Genomic DNA, 15,988 nt, shown 5'->3' with positions numbered 1-15,988 from the left:
CCCCCACTCTCGGCTTCGCTCGACCGGGGGGACCCCCATCGTCCACGCATGGGGGCTACGCCCCCTCGCCCCCTTTGCGCAGTTCCCCGCGCCCCTAGGTACCTAGGGGCGCGGGGAACTGCGCAGTCCTTTGGGCCCGCAGCGGCTAATCCGTCGCGATCGCGTTGAGGACGTTCATCCGCCCCGCCCGGAACGCCGGCACCAGTGCCGCGAACAGTCCCACGAACGCCGAGCCGATGAAGACTCCGATGATCGTCGGCCAGGGGATGTCGAGGACCTTCAGGCCCTCCAGGGCGAGGAGCTGCTGGGCGGTGGCGCCCCAGCCCATGCCCAGACCGAGGCCGAGCAGCGCTCCGAAGAGGGCGATGACGACCGACTCCAGGCGGATCATGCGGCGCAGCTGGCGGCGGGAGAGACCGATGGCGCGCATCAGGCCGATCTCGCGGGTCCGCTCGACCACCGAGAGGGCCAGCGTGTTCACGACGCCCAGGACGGCCACGACGATCGCGAGGGCCAGCAGGCCGTAGACCATGTTCAGGAGCTGGCCGATCTGGTCCTTGAGCTGCTGCTTGTAGTCGGTCTGGTCGCGGACCTGGTATTGCGGGTACGCGTCCAGGGACTTCTTCAGCGACGCGTACGCCGTCTTCTCCTGGCCGTCCTCGGCGGTGGCGAACATCATGTCGTTCGGCGGCATCCTGTCGGCCGGGACGTACTGCTTCAGCGTGGTGATGTTCAGGTAGCGCGAGCCCTTGTCGAGGGCCGTGTCGTCGTCCGTGATCGCGGCGACCTTCAGCTTCGCGCTCTGTCCGCCCTTGAAGGCGACGGTCATCGTGTCGCCGACCCGCACGCCGTGCTTCTTGGCGTAGAGGGAGCCGACCGACATCGCGTTCTTCCCGTACGCCGCCGCCAGGTCGCCGGAGACCGTCTCGCGGCGCAGGTCACTGGCGTACGTCGGGTCCGCGGCCGTGACGTCGGTGTCCTCGGTCTTCCCGTCGGGCGCGGTCAGCTTCGCCTCGACGATCTTGTAGCTGGTGACGTGCTCCAGGCCGGGGGTGTCCTCGATGGCCTTCTGGGCCTGCGGGACGATCCGCTGGTTGCCCTGGATGATGAAGTCCGTGCCGACCGACTTGTCGAGTTCCTCCGTCGCGGAGGCGACCATCGAGGAGCCGACCACGGAGAGGCAGGCGACCAGCGCGAGGCCGATCATCAGGGCTGCTCCGGTGGCGCCGGTGCGGCGCGGGTTGCGCAGCGCGTTCCGTTCCGCCAGGCGGCCGACCGGGCCGAAGCCGCGCAGCAGGACGGCGCTGAGGGTCCGGACCACACCGCCCGCGAGCAGCGGGCCGATGATGACGAACCCGATCAGTGAGAGCACCACACCGATGCCCAGCATCGACGCGCCGTCGCTCGCCTTGTCCGCGCCGGCCGCCGTGAAGAGGGCGGCGACGCCGCTGCCCGTGAGGAGCAGGCCGATCAGCCCGCGGATCCAGCCGGCCTTGCCGTCGGCCGGTGTACCGGCGTCGCGCAGCGCGGCCATCGGGGAGACCTTGCCGGCCCGGCGGGCGGGCAGGTAGGCGGCGAGGACGGTGACGACGACACCGAGGACCAGGCCGATGACCGGGGTGGCGGCCTTGACCGTCAGGTCGGCGGTGGAGAGGTTCATTCCGGCCATCGACATGAGCTTCATGAGGCCGACGGCGATGCCGACACCGGCCGCGACGCCCAGGATCGAGCCCACGACGCCGAGGAACAGCGCCTCGATGAGCACGGACCGGTTGACCTGCTTGCGGGAGGAGCCGATGGCCCGCATCAGGCCGATCTCCCGGGTGCGCTGGGCGACCAGCATCGAGAAGGTGTTGATGATGAGGAAGATGCCGACGAGGAAGGCGATTCCGGCGAAGCCGAGCATGGCGTACTTGATGACGTTCATGAACTCGCCGATGCCTTCGCGGCTCTCGTCCGAGAACTCCTTCTGCGTCTGGATCTTGTACGTCCCGCCGGCGGCGGTGAGCTGCGCGGTCACGTTCTGCTTGAGCTGGGTGTCGGTCACCCCGGTGGCGGCCGTGACGTTGATCTGGGTGAAGCGGCCGGTGGAGCCGAGCAGTTCGCGCTGTGCGGTGGCGGTGTCGTAGTAGACCACGGCGGCACCGGGATTGGTGATCTTGAAGGTGGCGATACCGACGATCTTCGCCTTGAAGTCACCGGTGACGGCTATGGTGCGCAGCTCGTCGCCCATCTTGAGGTGGTGCTTGTCCGCGGTGTCGGCGTCGACCATCACCTCGGTGGGGCCGCGCGGGGCGTGCCCGGAGGTGATCTCCATCGACCGCAGGTCGTTCTTCGTCCAGTTGCCCGCGATGGTCGGGGCGCCGGTGCTGGACCCCATGTTCTTGTTGTCGCTGTCGACGACGGTCACGTTCATCGAACTGACCGCGCCCTCGGCGGACTTGACGCCTTGCGCCTTGCTCGTCCGCTCGACGGCCGAGGCGGGCAGCGATTCCGGCTTGCCGTTCTGCGGGCTGTCGTCGGCCTTGGCCGCCTTGGGCGAGACCGTGACGTCGGACGAGGTCGTCGCGAAGAGCTTGTCGAAGGTCGTGTTCATGGTGTCGGTGAAGACGAGCGTGCCGCACACGAACGCCACCGAGAGGAGGACGGCGACGGCCGAGAGGGCCATGCGTCCCTTGTGCGCGAAGAAGTTGCGCATCGAGGTCTTGAAGACGGTCATGACGTGCGCCCCCGGGCGTCGAAGTCCTTCATGCGGTCGAGCACGGCGTCGGCGGTCGGCCGGAGCATCTCGTCGACGATCCGGCCGTCGGCCAGGTACAGCACGCGGTCCGCGTACGAGGCGGCGACCGGGTCGTGCGTGACCATCACGATGGTCTGGCCGAGCTCGTCCACCGAGCGGCGCAGGAAGCCCAGTACCTCGGCGCCGGCGCGGGAGTCGAGGTTTCCGGTCGGCTCGTCACCGAAGATGATCTCGGGCCGCGCGGCCAGGGCGCGGGCCACGGCGACGCGCTGCTGCTGGCCGCCGGAGAGCTGGTTCGGCCGGTGCTTCAGCCGGGAGGCGAGCCCGACCGTCTCGACGACCTGGGCCAGCCACGCCTTGTCCGGCTTGCGGCCCGCGATGTCCATCGGGAGGGTGATGTTCTCCAGGGCGCTCAGCGTCGGCAGCAGGTTGAACGCCTGGAAGATGAAGCCGATCCGGTCCCGGCGCAGCTGCGTGAGCTTCTTGTCCTTGAGCCCGGTGATCTCGGTCTCGTCCAGGTAGATCTTTCCGGCGGAGACGGTGTCGAGGCCGGCGAGGCAGTGCATCAGGGTGGACTTGCCGGACCCCGAGGGGCCCATGATCGCGGTGAAGCGGCCCCGCGCGATGTCCACGTCGACGTGGTCCAGGGCGACGACCCGGGTCTCACCGGACCCGTACGCCTTGACGACCTGCCGGGCCCGCGCGGCAACGGCCGTACGCTCTCCAGTGCCCCCGTGCCTGGGAATGGTTACAGCCGATGTCACGGTATGTCTCCTAAGTCGGTCACTGACTGGTCAGTGACGATCCACGTAGATCTGCTGGTGTTCGTATCGAGCGGTCGAGCCGCCCCGGTCACAGCCATAAGTCTCGTGTCGGAGGGCGGTCCCCCGCGCTGGTGCCCAGCGCAGTCTTCTGCTGGGGAAAACCCCACCCCCGAAGGTGCGGAACACCGCCCCGCGCGGCCCCCTGCCCCCCCCGCCCTGGCCGTCCCCGGCGGCATAAAGCCAGGTTAAGTTCGGCCCCCGGACCGTCTCGTCCTCCGCCAGGACGACCCCTCCCCGAGCCGCAGTACGGAGGTACCCCTAGGGGCTGTCCGCCCTCCCGCGACGTGCGGCTCAAGTGGGAGAGTGGCCGCGGCAGATAGATGCAAGGGGAAGGAATCCTGTGGGCCAGGGGGACACCGAGATACCGGCCGTCACGGAGGACGGGCCCGCCGCGGCGCGGGCGGGGGCGAGGAACCGCCGGGCCGTCGTCGCCTCCCTCATGCTCTGCATGGGTCTGGCGGCGCTCGACTCCACGATCGTGTCGACCGCCGTCCCGCAGATCGTGGGCGACCTCGGCGGCTTCTCCGTCTTCTCGTGGCTGTTCTCCGGCTATCTGCTCGCGGTGACCGTCACCCTGCCCGTCTACGGCAAGCTCTCCGACACCTTCGGCCGCAAGCCGGTCCTGATCGCCGGCTGCGTCCTCTTCCTGCTCGGCTCCCTGCTCTGCGCGCTCGCCTGGAACATGGCCGCGCTGATCGCGTTCCGTGTCGTCCAGGGCCTCGGCGGCGGCGCCCTCCAGGGCACGGTCCAGACGCTCGCCGCCGACCTCTACCCGCTGAAGCAGCGCCCGAAGATACAGGCGAAGCTGTCCACGGTGTGGGCCACCTCCGCGATCACGGGCCCGGCGATCGGCGGACTGCTCGCCTCGTACGCCGACTGGCGCTGGATCTTCCTCATCAACCTGCCGCTCGGCGTGGTCGCCCTCTGGCTGCTGGTCCGCCACCTCCACGAGCCCGAACGGGCCGCGCCCGCGCGCCGCCCGCGCGTCGACTGGGCGGGCGCGCTCACCGTCTTCGCCTGTGGCGGCGTACTCCTGACGGCGCTGGTGCAGGGCGGGGTGGCGTGGCCGTGGCTGTCGGCTCCCTCAACGGCCCTGTTCGGTACGGGACTCGCGCTCATCGGTGTCCTCGTACTCGTCGAACGCCGTGCGGCCGAACCGATCATCCCCGGCTGGGTGTGGCGCCGCCGCACCATCGCCGCCGTGAACCTGGCGCTCGGCGCGCTCGGTCTGCTGATGGTCGCCCCGACCGTCTTCCTGCCCACGTACGCGCAGTCCGTCCTGGGCCTCACCCCCGTCGCCGCCGGATTCGTGCTCTCCGTCTGGACGTTGAGCTGGCCGGTGTCGGCGGCCCTCAGCCAGCACGTCTACCGGCGCATCGGCTTCCGCAGCACGGCCATGCTCGGCATCGGCACGGCCACGCTGATCCTGTTCGCGTTCCCTTTCCTGCCGTATCCCGGCGCGGCCTGGCAGCCCGCCGTCCTGATGCTCCTGCTCGGCGGGGCGCTCGGCCTCTTCCAACTGCCCCTGCTCATCGGCGTCCAGTCGACGGTCGACTGGGCGGAGCGCGGGACGACGACCGCCTCGGTCCTCTTCTGCCGGCAGACCGGGCAGACGGTCGGCGCCGCGCTCTTCGGCGCGGTCGCCAACGGCGTACTGGCCTCCCGGCTGGGCGGGGCGGGCGACCTGGACTCGGTGACCGCGTCCCTGGAGTCGGGCGCGCCGGCCGAGCACGTACGCCGGGCGGTCGCGGAGGCGGTCCACGCCGTCTACTTCGGCGCGGCCTGCGCGGCGGCGCTCGCCTTCCTGGTCCTGCTGTTCATGGCCCCGCGCCGCTTCCCGGTGCTCACGAACCCCGGGGACTGAGGCCCGCGGCAGCCGTTGGCCGCGAGTGGACAGCCCTGCGACGGACGTAAAGAGGTTAACGCGGGTAACACCGCAGGTCAGCGAAGCAAGCGCGTACCGACCAATCAGTTTGTCAAAACCCTCGCGTCGCTCAGCTACTTGCGAGTAGCGTGCGTGCTCGCTCACCCCCCGCTCCCTGCGGTCCACTTGGGACCCGAGCCACGCAAGGAGAACCGGGATGTCCTACGACACGTCCCCGTCCTACTCCACCTATCCCTGGGCGCCGCGGCAGCCCGAACAGCCGGAGCCCGGACCCACCGGGCCGCACCGCCACCGCCATCGCCACACCGCGTCGGAACAGCACAGCGACATCCGTGTCCTGCGCTCCGCCTACCGGTGGCAGCGGCGGGTGGCCACCCTGGCGGCGCTCGGCTACTTCACGCTGTTCCTCGTCCTGTCCGCGTCCGCGCCCGCGCTGATGACGGAGGAGGTGACCGACGGCCTCACCGTCGGCCTGCTCCTCGGCCTGATCCAGGTCCCCGTCACCGGCGCGGCGATCGGACTGTACGAGTACACCGCCCGCAGGACCGTCGATCCGATCGCCGAGCGGCTCAGAAGGCAGGCCGACCCGGACACCAGGCGCACGGAGGCACACCGGTGACCGGCTTCAGCAGTTCCGCCCAGGCGATGTCCCTGGTGGCGTTCACCGTCGTGGCCACCATCACCCTGCTGCTCTGTGTGATGACCGGCCCCGACCGGGACGACCTCGACGAGTTCTACACCGGCTACGGCAGCCTCTCCCCGATGCGCAACGGCCTCGCCATCGCCGGTGACTACATCTCCGCCGCCACCGTCCTCGGCACCGGCGGCGTGATCGCGCTCTTCGGTTACGACGGGGTCGTACTCGCCCTGAGCACCGCCCTGTCCCTCATGCTCCTGATGTTCCTGCTGGCCGAACCCCTGCGCAACGCGGGCCGGTTCACCATGGGCGACGCGCTGGCCCGGCGCATGCCGGGTCGCGCGGTACGGATCACGGCGTGCGCGGCGACCCTGATCGCGCTGCTCCCGCTGATGCTCGTCCAACTAGCCGGCACCGGTGACCTGCTCGCCTTCATCCTCGGCTTCTCCAGCGAGGGCTTGAAGACGGGCTGCATCATCGGCCTCGGCATCCTGATGATCAGCTACGCGGCGATCGGCGGTATGAAGGGCACCGCGCTGATCCAGATCCTGAAGATCGTGATGCTGCTCGGCTCCGGCGCCGTCGTCGCCGTACTCATCCTCAACCGGTTCGACTGGAGCGTGGGCAGCCTGTTCGGCCAGGCCGCGCGGAACAGTGGCGCGGGGTCGGCGTTCCTCGGCTCCGGCCTGCAGTTCTCGGCCGGGCCCAGCCCGCGCCTGGACATGATCAGTGCCCAGCTCACGGTGGTGCTGGGCGGGGCCTGTCTGCCGCACATCACCATGCGCATGTACACGGCGGGCAGTGCCCGTCAGGTGCGCCGGTCGATGTCCTGGGCGGTGCCGGCCGTGGCGCTGTTCGTCCTCGTCATCACGGTCGTCGGATTCGGCGCGACCGCGCTGATCGGGCGGGAGGCCATCGCGGGCGCCGACCCGCAGGGCAACACGGCGTATCTGCTGGGCTCGCGGGCCGCGTTCGGGGCGGACGTCTCCACCGCGGAGACGTTCCTCTTCACCACCGTCACCGCCGCGCTCTTCCTGACGCTGCTCGCCTCCGTCGCCGGCATGATCCTCGCCTGCGCCAACTCCCTCGCCCACGACGTCTTCGCCCACCGCAGGGAGCAGCTCACGGCGCGCCGCGAGATGACGCTGGCGCGGGTGTCCGCGGTGGCGGTCGGGCTTCCGGCGATCGTGCTGGCCACGCTCGTCCAGCACCACAGCCTGCAGCCGCTGGTCACGCTGTCGTTCTGCCTGGGCGCCTCGGCCATCGCGCCCGCGCTGGTCTACAGCCTCTTCTGGCGCCGCTACACCCAGGGCGGGCTGCTGTGCACGCTCATCGGCGGTTCGCTGGGCACGCTGATCCTGATGACCGGCACGAACCTCGTGTCCGGGTCGCCGATCTCGGCGTTCCCGGACCACGACTTCACGTGGTTCCCGTTCACCACGACGGGCATCGTCTCGATCCCGCTGGGCTTCGCGCTGGGCTGGCTGGGGACGGTCGCCTCGGGCCGACGGAAGGTGGAGGAGTGCCGGCGGCAGTACGAGGCGGTGGAGGGGTGGATTCTGGCGGGGGCGGTCCGTAAGGAGTAGGGGGATGCGGGGTGCGGGGCGCGTGCTGCGAACCTTCCGCGCCGTTCCCCGCGCCCCTTCGAGGGGGGTGCGGGCCGATCAACGCATCGTGCGCAGTTCCCCGCGCCCCTGGAGGGGTGAGCGCGTGTTGACAGGTGCGGGTCGGGCAGCGCTTCGTGCGCCGTTCCCCGCGCCCCTTGGAAACTGCCCGCGTGTTGACAGGTGCGGCGCGGTCGGTGCTGAGCGCGCAGTTCCCCGCGCCCGCCCACCCACCCAGGGGTGCAGGGGCTACTCCGCCGCCGCTCGGCCCGTCAGGGTTGCGAGGCTCGTGCGGACGTGGGCCATGTGCGTCTGCACCTCGTCCCACCGCTCGCCGTGTTCGCGCAGAACCCGTTCCGTCTCCCGCACCACGCGTTCCTCCCGGACCCGCGCCTCCGCGAGGAGTTCCGCCGCGCGGGCATCCGCGTCCTCCTGGAGATGCCGCGCCGACTCCCGCGCCTCGGCCAGCTCCCGCCCCGCCGCGGCCACGCTCTCCTCGGCGCGCGCGACGAGTTCCTCGTGGCGCGCGCCGAACGCCGCCTCCCGCTCGGCGACCTCGCACCCGACCCGCTCCCAGCGTTCGGCGTGCTCCTTCTCCTGCTCCGCGACGAGGTGCTCGGCGCGCCGCCGTGTCTCGCGCAGCGCGGCCAGCGCCTCACCCCGGCCCTCCTTCACCTCGCGCCGCGCGGCGATCCGCATCTCGTCGGCCTCGGCCTGCGCGGCCAGCAACCGGTGCCGGGCCCGCTCGTCGGCCCCGGCGCGCACCTCGTCCGCCTCCGCCCGCGCGGCCTCCCGTACCCGTTCGGCCGCCGCCCGCGCCTCGTCCACGGTCCGGCGCGCCTCCCGCACCGCGTCCGCGCGCAGCTCCGCGGCCTCCTCCTCGCCCAGCTCGAAGAGCCGCCGGGCCCGGTCGCCGAGCGTCTCGTACGTCTGGGGAACGAGCCCCGTCACGACCTCGCGCAGCCGCAGCGCCTCGGACTCCATCTCCCTGGCCAGCACGGTCAGCCGCGCGGCCCGCTCCCAGGCGGCGTCGCGCCCCTCCGAGAGCGCCGCGGCGTACGCGTCGACCTGCGCGGGACGGTAACCACGCCCCCGTACGGTCTCGAAACCCGGAGACGACACCGATGAGCTGCTCATGCCGCTCATCCTGGTGGATCAGACGGAAGTGTTCATAACGCGACACTCCGCACATTCCGCCGCCCGGATCCGGTCGGAAGGACGCGGATCCGGGCGGCCGGTGACAGCGGGGCGGACCGCTCCCTCAGAGCAGGCCGTCCCACATCTGCTCGAGCAGCACCGACCACCAGCTCTCCGGCGACCCGAGGGCCGCCGGATCGATCGCGGCCAACTGTGCCTGGAAATCGACGGTCCAACGCCCCGCCTGCTCCTGGTTGAGCCCGAAGCGCAGCCGCCACATCCGGCCCAGCAGCGCGAGACTGCGCGCGAACTCGGGCAGCCCCGTGTTCACGAACTGCGGCGGCACGGGAGCACCGCCCGGACCCGCCTCCACCGGCACGGCCACGATGTTCGCGGTCCCGTACTGGACGCAGATCGCCTTGCCGAAGTCACTGCCCATGACGAGGTACGAGCCCGCGTCCGCGCCCGGCTGGATGCCCCGCTCCTGCGCCAGTTCGGCGAGCGTGGGCACCGGACGGCCCGGCTGGGCCTGCGCCCAGAAGAACGGGTTCATGTCGACGGGCAGCCCGGCCACCACCAGGGTGTGCGCCACGATCGGCGGTACGCCCTGCCGCGAGACCGCCGCCTGGTCGAACCGGAACAGACCGGGCCCGAAGGCCGCCGCCAGCTCCTGCCCGATGGCCTCCGGCGGGATCGGCGGCGCGGACTGCACCGGCGGCAACGGCGCCCGTACCGGACCCGGCCGCGCCGGACCGTCCGCGACCTGGTGCAACTCGCCCTGATGCGCGAGCAGTTGGGCCATGCCCTGCTGACGGCTCGCATGGTCGGTGCCGTACGAGGCGATGCTCGTGATCCGCGCCTGCGGCCAGCTCTCGCGGATCATCCGGGCGCAGTACGCGCCCGGCAGCTCGCAGGACTCCAGCTCCGTGTGCAGTTCGAGCACCTGCTGCGGCGGCACGTTCATCGCCCGCAGCTCGTGCAGGATCTGCCATTCCGGGTGCGGGGTGCCGGGCGCGGACCGCCGGATCAGCTGCTGTTCGCTGCCGTCCTGGGCGCGGTAGCGCAGCACCGCCTGGTAGCCGGGGCCGACCGTGGGCTGCCCGTGCTGCGGATAGCCGTAGGCCGGGGGCTGCTGCCCGGGACCGGGCTGACCTGGCTGACCGGGCATCGGCTGGCCCGGGAACGGCGGCCGGCCACCCAGGTGCGGGGCGGGCGGCGGCATACCGGGCGCGGGGGGCGGCGGCGGAGCCGTACCCGGTCCGCCGACCGGCGGACCGGCCAGCATGGTCGCGGCATGGTGCACACCACCGGGCGGCGTACCACCCGGAGCACCGGGACCGCCGCCCGGAGCACCCGGAGCGCCGGGAGCACCCGGAGCGCCCGGAGGCTGCGGAGCACCGGGGCCGCCCACCGCGGGCCCGGCGAGCACGGTCGCCGCATGGTGCACACCACCCGAGCCACCGGGGCCGCCCGGAGCACCAGGAGCTCCAGGAGCACCCGGCGAGCTGGGCGCACCGGGAGGCTGCGGAGCCCCAGGACCGCCAGGACCACCCGGACCGCCAGGGCCGCCCTGCGCGCCCGAAGCCTCCGGCCCGTCCGGGCCGAGCTGCGAGACGAACTGCGTCGGTACGTATCCCCCGGCCGGTACGCCCGGCGCACCGGGCCCGGACGCCGGAGCGGGACCGCCTACGGGAGGACCGCCCGCAGCCGGACCGCCCGGACGCGCACCCGGCGTACCGGGCGCCCCGGGAGGCGGCGGCGTACCGGGCGCGTTCGCGCCGCGCGCGCCCCGCGGCGGACCCTGCGCCTTGCTGGTCGCCGCGTCCGCGATGTCACCGGCGCCCGGCGGCAGCGGCCGGCCCGGCGCGCTCGGAGCGGGCGGCTGCTGCGGAGCGCCCTGCGGATAGCCGTACGAGGGCGCGCCCGGCGGGGGCGTACCGGGGCCGGCGTTCTGCGGATGGCCGTACGAGGAGGGGCCGGCCGGCGCCGCGCCGGGCTGGGCCGGATCGTCGACGGCGGGCGAGACACTCGTGCGCGGCAGCCGGCTGCCGCCGGAGATCAGCTTGGTCCTGGCCTCGGGTTCGGCCTCGGGCGGTGTGCCACCGGGCCCGACGTCGCGGATCTGCGGCGCGTACACCGTCGCCGGCAGCGGCACGGAACGGTCTTCCCCCGCCTCGGCGTTGGTGTCCGTACCGGCCCACGGAGTCGCGTCGGCGGGCACGGCGGCGGCGCCGGATGCCTCTCCGCCGGCGGCGGGCCACGCCGTGCCGCCGCTCGGAGCGGCGGGCGCCGGCGAACCGGCGGGCGGTCCCGCCAGAGTCTCGGGCAGCGGACCCGCGGAGCCGTCGCGGGCGGCGGGAACCGCGTCGGCCGGAGGAACGGCGTCGGCCGGAGAAGCCGCGTGGGCGGCGGGAACCGCGTCGCTGACCTCGGCGGCGGGCCGCGATCCCGCACCGTCCGACGGCCGGGCCGAGGCCCCGCCGGACGTGGCGTCCCGGCGGTCCGGGATGCCCATCCGGTCGGCCGCCTCCTGCAGCCACTCCGGCGGAGTCAGCAGGAACGACGTCTGGTTGAGGTCCACCCGGGCGGGCGGCGCGGGCGCCGGATCGGGCACCGCCGCCGACACGCCGTACTCCTCCTCGTAGCGGCGGATCACCTCGCCCACCGGCAGCGAGGGCCACAGGGTGGCCTCCCCGCTGTCGCGCGCGATGACGAGCCGCTGGGCGCCGCCGTCGGAGCGCGGGCCCTCGGCCCGGTCCTCCGCCCACACGACGAAGCCGAGTTCGAACTCCCGGACCCGCACCTCGCGGTGCTGGTAGCCGGGCACGTCTGCGTTGATCCACTCCTCGGCGCGCTCCTGCGCCTGCGCGAAGGTCACCATCGGACGCTCACTCCCCCACCGAAGACACGGCGGACACCGGCACCGCCCGCGCGAAACCGCCGTCCACCATCAGGTTCGCCACCGTCTCCAGCTCGGGCGGATTGCCCGCGAGCCGGGACAGGAACTGATCGAAGTCGTCACCACAGGGCAGCAGCAGCCGCTGTACGCGCTCCGCGGGCGGCCACTCGTCCTGGTCACGGGCGTCGTCGAACGCGCAGAACCACACGGAGCCGATCCGCTCGCCCTTCACCTTCACCGCGAGCAGCCCGCCCTGCACGAAACCGACGCCCAGGTAGTCCTTGGTGAGGTGGTCCCGCAGGCACTTGTTGACGTAGACGAGGTCGTTGACGGCGGCCTCGTCCCGCACGGTGAAGAACGGCTGGTCGACCAGCAGCCCCAACTCCGCGTCCAGCGCGGCCCCCACCGGCGCACACCCGCCGGCGGCCTTCAGAAAGGAACGGTAGGCCCCCGGCAGCCGGTACCCGAGGTCCTCCTCGACGCCCTGCACCTGCTGCTCGGTCACCGCGACCGCGGCCTTCGGCAGTCCGAAGTGCGCGGGACGGGTCTCCTGCAGCGGCCGGGTGCCGCGCTTGTCCTGGTCGACCGGGGCGGTGGCGAGACCGCCGTGGTGCCGCAGCAACGCCTTCACCTCGACCGGCACCAGCTCCAGCCGGCGCGTGCGCGGCACGTGGTGCCACGTCCAGCCGTGCGGAGTCGCCACCGCCGGGATCGTGTCCCACAGCTCGTGTCCGGAAGCCGCCAGGGCGGCGTTCGCCGACACGTAGTCGGTCAGCCGCAGCTCGTCGACCCCGAATCCCTCGGGCGGTTCGGCGATCTCCGCAGCCGCGCGCGCGTAGAACGAGAAATCGGGGTAACCGACCTCGTCGACGCGTACCCCTCTCGGGTGACGTGCCGCCCGCACCGGATCCGGGAAGTGCACGACCTGCCCGGCATAGGCCGCGTTCGGCGGCGCGGCTTGTTGCCCGAGCCGACCTGTCGTCATGGCGGTTGCCCCCTGCGGCGTAATGAAGGATCGCGGATGTCGACAGCCTATGCGGTGGAACGACACCGGTCACCGGGCCTCCTGTTCCGTACCGGCCAGGGCCCTCCGCTTCCGTGACCTGCCGTCATCGAGCCGTGACCGTACGACGAAGACCGCGCGTGTCGCACCGCCCCAGCTTCCGCACGGGCCACGGAGTTTGGCACTCTGTCGGAGCACCGGGGGATGCATTAAGGGGAGGTAACGGGACGATGAGCGCGACACAGACGGGTACACAGGCGGGTAGGTCCGGGGATCCGCGGGTCGGCTGGAGCAGCAGCGAGGCGCCCGCCGTGCCGGTCCTGCTGCACCGGCGCGACGGCATACTCCCGACCATCGCCGCCGCCCTCTCCGTACGCGGCGCGACCCTCACCGGCACTGCGGGCCGCGGCGACCAGCCGCCACCCCTGCACCCTCTCGTACGGGACTTCCTCGACACCCTCACCAGCGGCCAGCGCGACCGCTTCACCGGCCGCTGCGCCGAGGCGATCCTCATCTCCCGCCATATCGCCGCCGCCGACGCCGCCCGCTCCAAACGCGCCACCCGGAAACCCATGACCAACGGCGAGGCCAGGAAATCGCTCAAGCAGGCCAAACTCACCGCCCGCCGCATCCGCGAGGACGGCGACCCGCTGCACGGCAGCTTCGCGCAGCCCTGCCGCGCCTGCACCGCGCTCAGCGCCCACTTCGGCGTACGCGTCGTCGACCCGACGGCCTAGGAGGCCGGACGCCCCCGGAGAACGGACGACCCACGAGGACTGACGACCCACCGACGAACCCGGGAGAACTGACGGCGGCCCCGCCGACGGCAGCGGCCTCCGACCCGCACGAAGGCGCCGCCGACGCCACCCGCAGCTGCCGGCCGGGACACCGGACCACCGCCCGGCAGCTCAGACCGATCGCGAAGGGCAGATGCACACCGACCGCACCGCCGCCACCTCGACCACCCGCTTCTCCGTCCAGGTCGACGCCTCGCTGCGCGACGCCGGATGGCAACCGGGCCGCTGGGACATAAAGCAGGCCGAGTTCTGGGCCGACACACTGCGCGGCCACGAGTCCCCCGCGGGGCACCGCCACGCCGTGTTCCCGGCGGCGGTGGAGGCGTGGGCGGAGTTCGGCGGGCTGCGCGTCAGTACGGCCGAGGCGGGCCGCCAGATCGCCTCGTCGCCCGTGCACCTGGACCCGCTGCACGGCCTCCACATGGCCCGCACCCTCGCCGACCTCGGCAGAGCCCTGGGCACCGAGGTCGCCCCCCTCGGCGAGGAGACCGACAGCGGAGCCCTGCTCACCATCGACACGGAGGGCCGCGTGTACACCCTGGACCACACGGGCGACTGGTACCTCGGCGCCGACGTCGACCAGGCACTGACCACGCTCATCTCGGGCCGCGAACCGGTGCGCCTGACCGCCGGCTGAGCCCGCGCCCGGGGGCCGCCGCCACCAGAGGCACCAGAGCCACCACCGGGACCGGCGCCGGCCCCGACACCGATGTCATGTCAGCCGCCGGCCCCCGCCTCAGCCCCCGGCCGGGATGACCGCCGACACCCGGAACCCGCCCGCGTCCGTCGGCCCCGACACGAACACCCCGCCGAGCCCGACGACCCGCTCCTTCATCCCCAGCAGGCCGTTCCCCCCACTGGGCAGCCTGGCGTCGGACGCGGCCCCCGGCTCCGGCGGCGGGCCGTTCTCCACCTGCATGGCGATCTCCGCCCCCCGATGCGCCAGCCGCACCCGGGTCTTCGCCCCCGCGGCGTGCTTGTGGACGTTCGTCAGCGCCTCCTGCACCACGCGGTACGCGGTCTGCTCCACCACCGCCACGTACACCCGCGCCTCCCCCTCCACGGAGAGCTCGACGACCATCCCGGCGGCGGCGGACTGCCCCACCAGCTCATCGAGATCGTCCAGGCAGGGACCGTCCCCCGACTCCTCCTCGGCGGCCCGGGACGCGGCGGCAGCGGCGGCGGCTGCCGCCCCCACCGCCGCCAGCGGCACGGCCTGCGGCGGCGCGGAGCCGTACCCCGTGCCCCGCGCCGACCCGTCGCCCGTCCGCAGCACGCCCAGCATCTCCCGCAGCTCGGTCAGCGCCTGGCGTCCCATGTCGCCCACCAGCGAGGCGTTCTTCACGGCCTTCTCGGGATCCTTGCGGGCCACCGCCTGCAACGCCGCCGCGTGCACCACCATCAGACTGACCCGGTGGGCGACCACGTCGTGCATCTCGCGGGCGATCCGGGTCCGCTCCTCGTTGCGCGCCCACTCCGCGCGCTCCTCGGCCCGCTCCGCGAGCAGCTGCAGCTCCCGCTCCAGGGAGTCGGCCCGCTCCCGCAGGCTCTCCATCAACCGCCGCCGCGCCCCCACGTACAGCCCGAGCAGCACCGGCGGGGCCGTCATCCCGAGCGAGGTCGTGATCGACACGAAGGGCACGAACCAGTCCCCCAGCGCCACATCGCCGCGCACCATCCCCTGGTGCGCCCGCACATAGGTGACGATGAGCATCCCCACCATCGACATCCCGGCCAGCGCCCCGGTGATCCGCCTCGGCAACTCGGACGCCGCCAGCGTGTACAGCCCGACGAGTCCCATCAGGAACCCCATCTGGGCCGGCGTGATCGCGATCGACACCAGCACGACGGCGATCGGCCAGCGCCGCCGGAACAGCAGTACGGACCCGGCGACGGCCCCGAACAGCATCCCCACGGGCACCGGCACCCCCGCCGCCCCCGCGAACGGGAATCCCTCTGTCGCGCACTCCACCGACGACACCAGCGCGAGGGTCCCGTCGAGTACCGCGCTGCGCCACCTCGCCCACCACCACGGCCCCGCCAGGGCCGCGGTGTGGTCTTCCCCCGTCGTGGTCATGACTCCAGCCTACGGTCGCGCCCCGCCCCTTTTCCGGCGAGTTTCCCGTACTGGCCTACACCACTCCCCGTAATCGAACAGATGCGAAACGGCCCGTTATCCCTCGAACTGCTGAATCGTCCACCGTTCGACTCCGGAGTGGAGATCCACAGACCCCTGGTGTGCCGATCCGTACCGTCGCGTCGAAGGGCCTGGGTACGGCATAGTGTTGGGTGCCGACTCGACGGCCGACCCCATGTCCGGCTTCAGTCGACTTCCATCCCCCGTGGTGTAATTGGCAGCACTGTGGCTTTTGGTGCCATCTGTCCGGGTTCAAGTCCTGGCGGGGGAGCTGTGGACGTCCGGGCCCCGACAGCACTGTCGGGGCCCGCTCCCATGTCGCTCC

11 protein-coding genes and 1 tRNA gene are annotated in these 15,988 nt (G+C 72.4%); 6 read left to right on the top strand and 6 right to left on the bottom strand.

The genetic code is table 11. The features are described 5' to 3' along the window. Positions 1 to 145 precede the first annotated feature (145 nt). Together K3769_RS14035 and K3769_RS14030 are read right to left on the bottom strand one after the other, a co-directional pair. Entirely contained in the window at positions 146 to 2,719 is a 2,574-nt protein-coding gene (locus K3769_RS14035) for an ABC transporter permease (protein ID WP_267026768.1), read from the bottom strand. Next, a complete protein-coding gene (locus tag K3769_RS14030; RefSeq protein ID WP_267026767.1) occupies positions 2,716 to 3,504 on the bottom strand; it encodes an ABC transporter ATP-binding protein in 789 nt (262 codons plus the stop codon). Before K3769_RS14030 ends, K3769_RS14035 begins: the two co-directional genes overlap by 4 nt. Positions 3,505 to 3,904: 400 nt before the next feature. Between K3769_RS14030 and K3769_RS14025 the strand changes: the two genes are divergently transcribed. The 3 genes from K3769_RS14025 (at position 3,905) to K3769_RS14015 (ending at position 7,672) form a co-directional block, all read left to right on the top strand. After that, entirely contained in the window at positions 3,905 to 5,428 is a 1,524-nt protein-coding gene (locus K3769_RS14025) for an MFS transporter (RefSeq protein ID WP_372514934.1), read from the top strand. A gap of 217 nt (positions 5,429 to 5,645) precedes the next feature. Then, positions 5,646 to 6,068, top strand: coding sequence for a DUF485 domain-containing protein (locus tag K3769_RS14020; RefSeq protein WP_267026766.1), 423 nt, complete (start codon positions 5,646 to 5,648; stop codon positions 6,066 to 6,068). Between the two features lie 26 nt (positions 6,069 to 6,094). Further along, the gene (locus K3769_RS14015; RefSeq protein WP_267031364.1) at positions 6,095 to 7,672 is read left to right on the top strand and encodes a sodium/solute symporter; all 1,578 of its coding nucleotides are present in this window, start codon (positions 6,095 to 6,097) and stop codon (positions 7,670 to 7,672) included. Positions 7,673 to 7,939: 267 nt separating this feature from the next. Here the strand turns inward: K3769_RS14015 and K3769_RS14010 are convergent, their stop codons facing one another. From K3769_RS14010 to K3769_RS14000, 3 genes are all read right to left on the bottom strand, one after another. Next, on the bottom strand, positions 7,940 to 8,827 hold the full coding sequence (locus K3769_RS14010) for a cellulose-binding protein (RefSeq protein WP_267026765.1): 888 nt from the start codon (positions 8,825 to 8,827) through the stop codon (positions 7,940 to 7,942). Positions 8,828 to 8,951: 124 nt separating this feature from the next. Continuing rightward, positions 8,952 to 11,708, bottom strand: coding sequence for an SUKH-4 family immunity protein (locus K3769_RS14005; protein WP_267026764.1), 2,757 nt, complete (start codon positions 11,706 to 11,708; stop codon positions 8,952 to 8,954). Between the two features lie 7 nt (positions 11,709 to 11,715). Continuing rightward, complete coding sequence (locus K3769_RS14000; RefSeq protein ID WP_267026763.1) at positions 11,716 to 12,711, bottom strand: SMI1/KNR4 family protein; 996 nt, start codon at positions 12,709 to 12,711, stop codon at positions 11,716 to 11,718. A 248-nt stretch (positions 12,712 to 12,959) separates the two neighbouring features. Between K3769_RS14000 and K3769_RS13995 the strand changes: the two genes are divergently transcribed. Continuing rightward, positions 12,960 to 13,466 (top strand): YwqJ-related putative deaminase, encoded by a 507-nt coding sequence (locus K3769_RS13995; protein ID WP_267026762.1) that lies wholly within the window; start codon positions 12,960 to 12,962, stop codon positions 13,464 to 13,466. A gap of 193 nt (positions 13,467 to 13,659) precedes the next feature. After that, positions 13,660 to 14,163, top strand: coding sequence for an SUKH-3 domain-containing protein (locus K3769_RS13990; protein WP_267026761.1), 504 nt, complete (start codon positions 13,660 to 13,662; stop codon positions 14,161 to 14,163). Between the two features lie 99 nt (positions 14,164 to 14,262). Here K3769_RS13990 and K3769_RS13985 read toward each other — a convergent pair whose 3' ends face one another. After that, on the bottom strand, positions 14,263 to 15,603 hold the full coding sequence (locus K3769_RS13985) for a sensor histidine kinase (RefSeq protein WP_267026760.1): 1,341 nt from the start codon (positions 15,601 to 15,603) through the stop codon (positions 14,263 to 14,265). Between the two features lie 259 nt (positions 15,604 to 15,862). Here K3769_RS13985 and K3769_RS13980 point away from each other — a divergent pair. Beyond that, positions 15,863 to 15,934, top strand: a tRNA-Gln gene (locus tag K3769_RS13980). Positions 15,935 to 15,988: the final 54 nt, after the last annotated feature.

The sequence above is a fragment of the Streptomyces ortus genome (assembly GCF_026341275.1).
Taxonomy (GTDB): domain Bacteria; phylum Actinomycetota; class Actinomycetes; order Streptomycetales; family Streptomycetaceae; genus Streptomyces; species Streptomyces ortus.
This window is presented reverse-complemented; position numbering and strand designations above follow the sequence as displayed.

Bases quoted from the DNA above. Each gene is read 5' to 3' on its own strand.
- K3769_RS14035 (WP_267026768.1), bottom strand. From the start codon at position 2,719: ATGACCGTCTTCAAGACCTCGATGCGCAACTTCTTCGCGCACAAGGGA.
- K3769_RS14020 (WP_267026766.1), top strand. From the start codon at position 5,646: ATGTCCTACGACACGTCCCCGTCCTACTCCACCTATCCCTGGGCGCCG.
- K3769_RS14015 (WP_267031364.1), top strand. From the start codon at position 6,095: ATGTCCCTGGTGGCGTTCACCGTCGTGGCCACCATCACCCTGCTGCTC.
- K3769_RS14010 (WP_267026765.1), bottom strand. From the start codon at position 8,827: ATGAGCAGCTCATCGGTGTCGTCTCCGGGTTTCGAGACCGTACGGGGG.
- K3769_RS14005 (WP_267026764.1), bottom strand. From the start codon at position 11,708: ATGGTGACCTTCGCGCAGGCGCAGGAGCGCGCCGAGGAGTGGATCAAC.
- K3769_RS14000 (WP_267026763.1), bottom strand. From the start codon at position 12,711: ATGACGACAGGTCGGCTCGGGCAACAAGCCGCGCCGCCGAACGCGGCC.
- K3769_RS13995 (WP_267026762.1), top strand. From the start codon at position 12,960: ATGAGCGCGACACAGACGGGTACACAGGCGGGTAGGTCCGGGGATCCG.
- K3769_RS13990 (WP_267026761.1), top strand. From the start codon at position 13,660: ATGCACACCGACCGCACCGCCGCCACCTCGACCACCCGCTTCTCCGTC.
- K3769_RS13985 (WP_267026760.1), bottom strand. From the start codon at position 15,603: ATGACCACGACGGGGGAAGACCACACCGCGGCCCTGGCGGGGCCGTGG.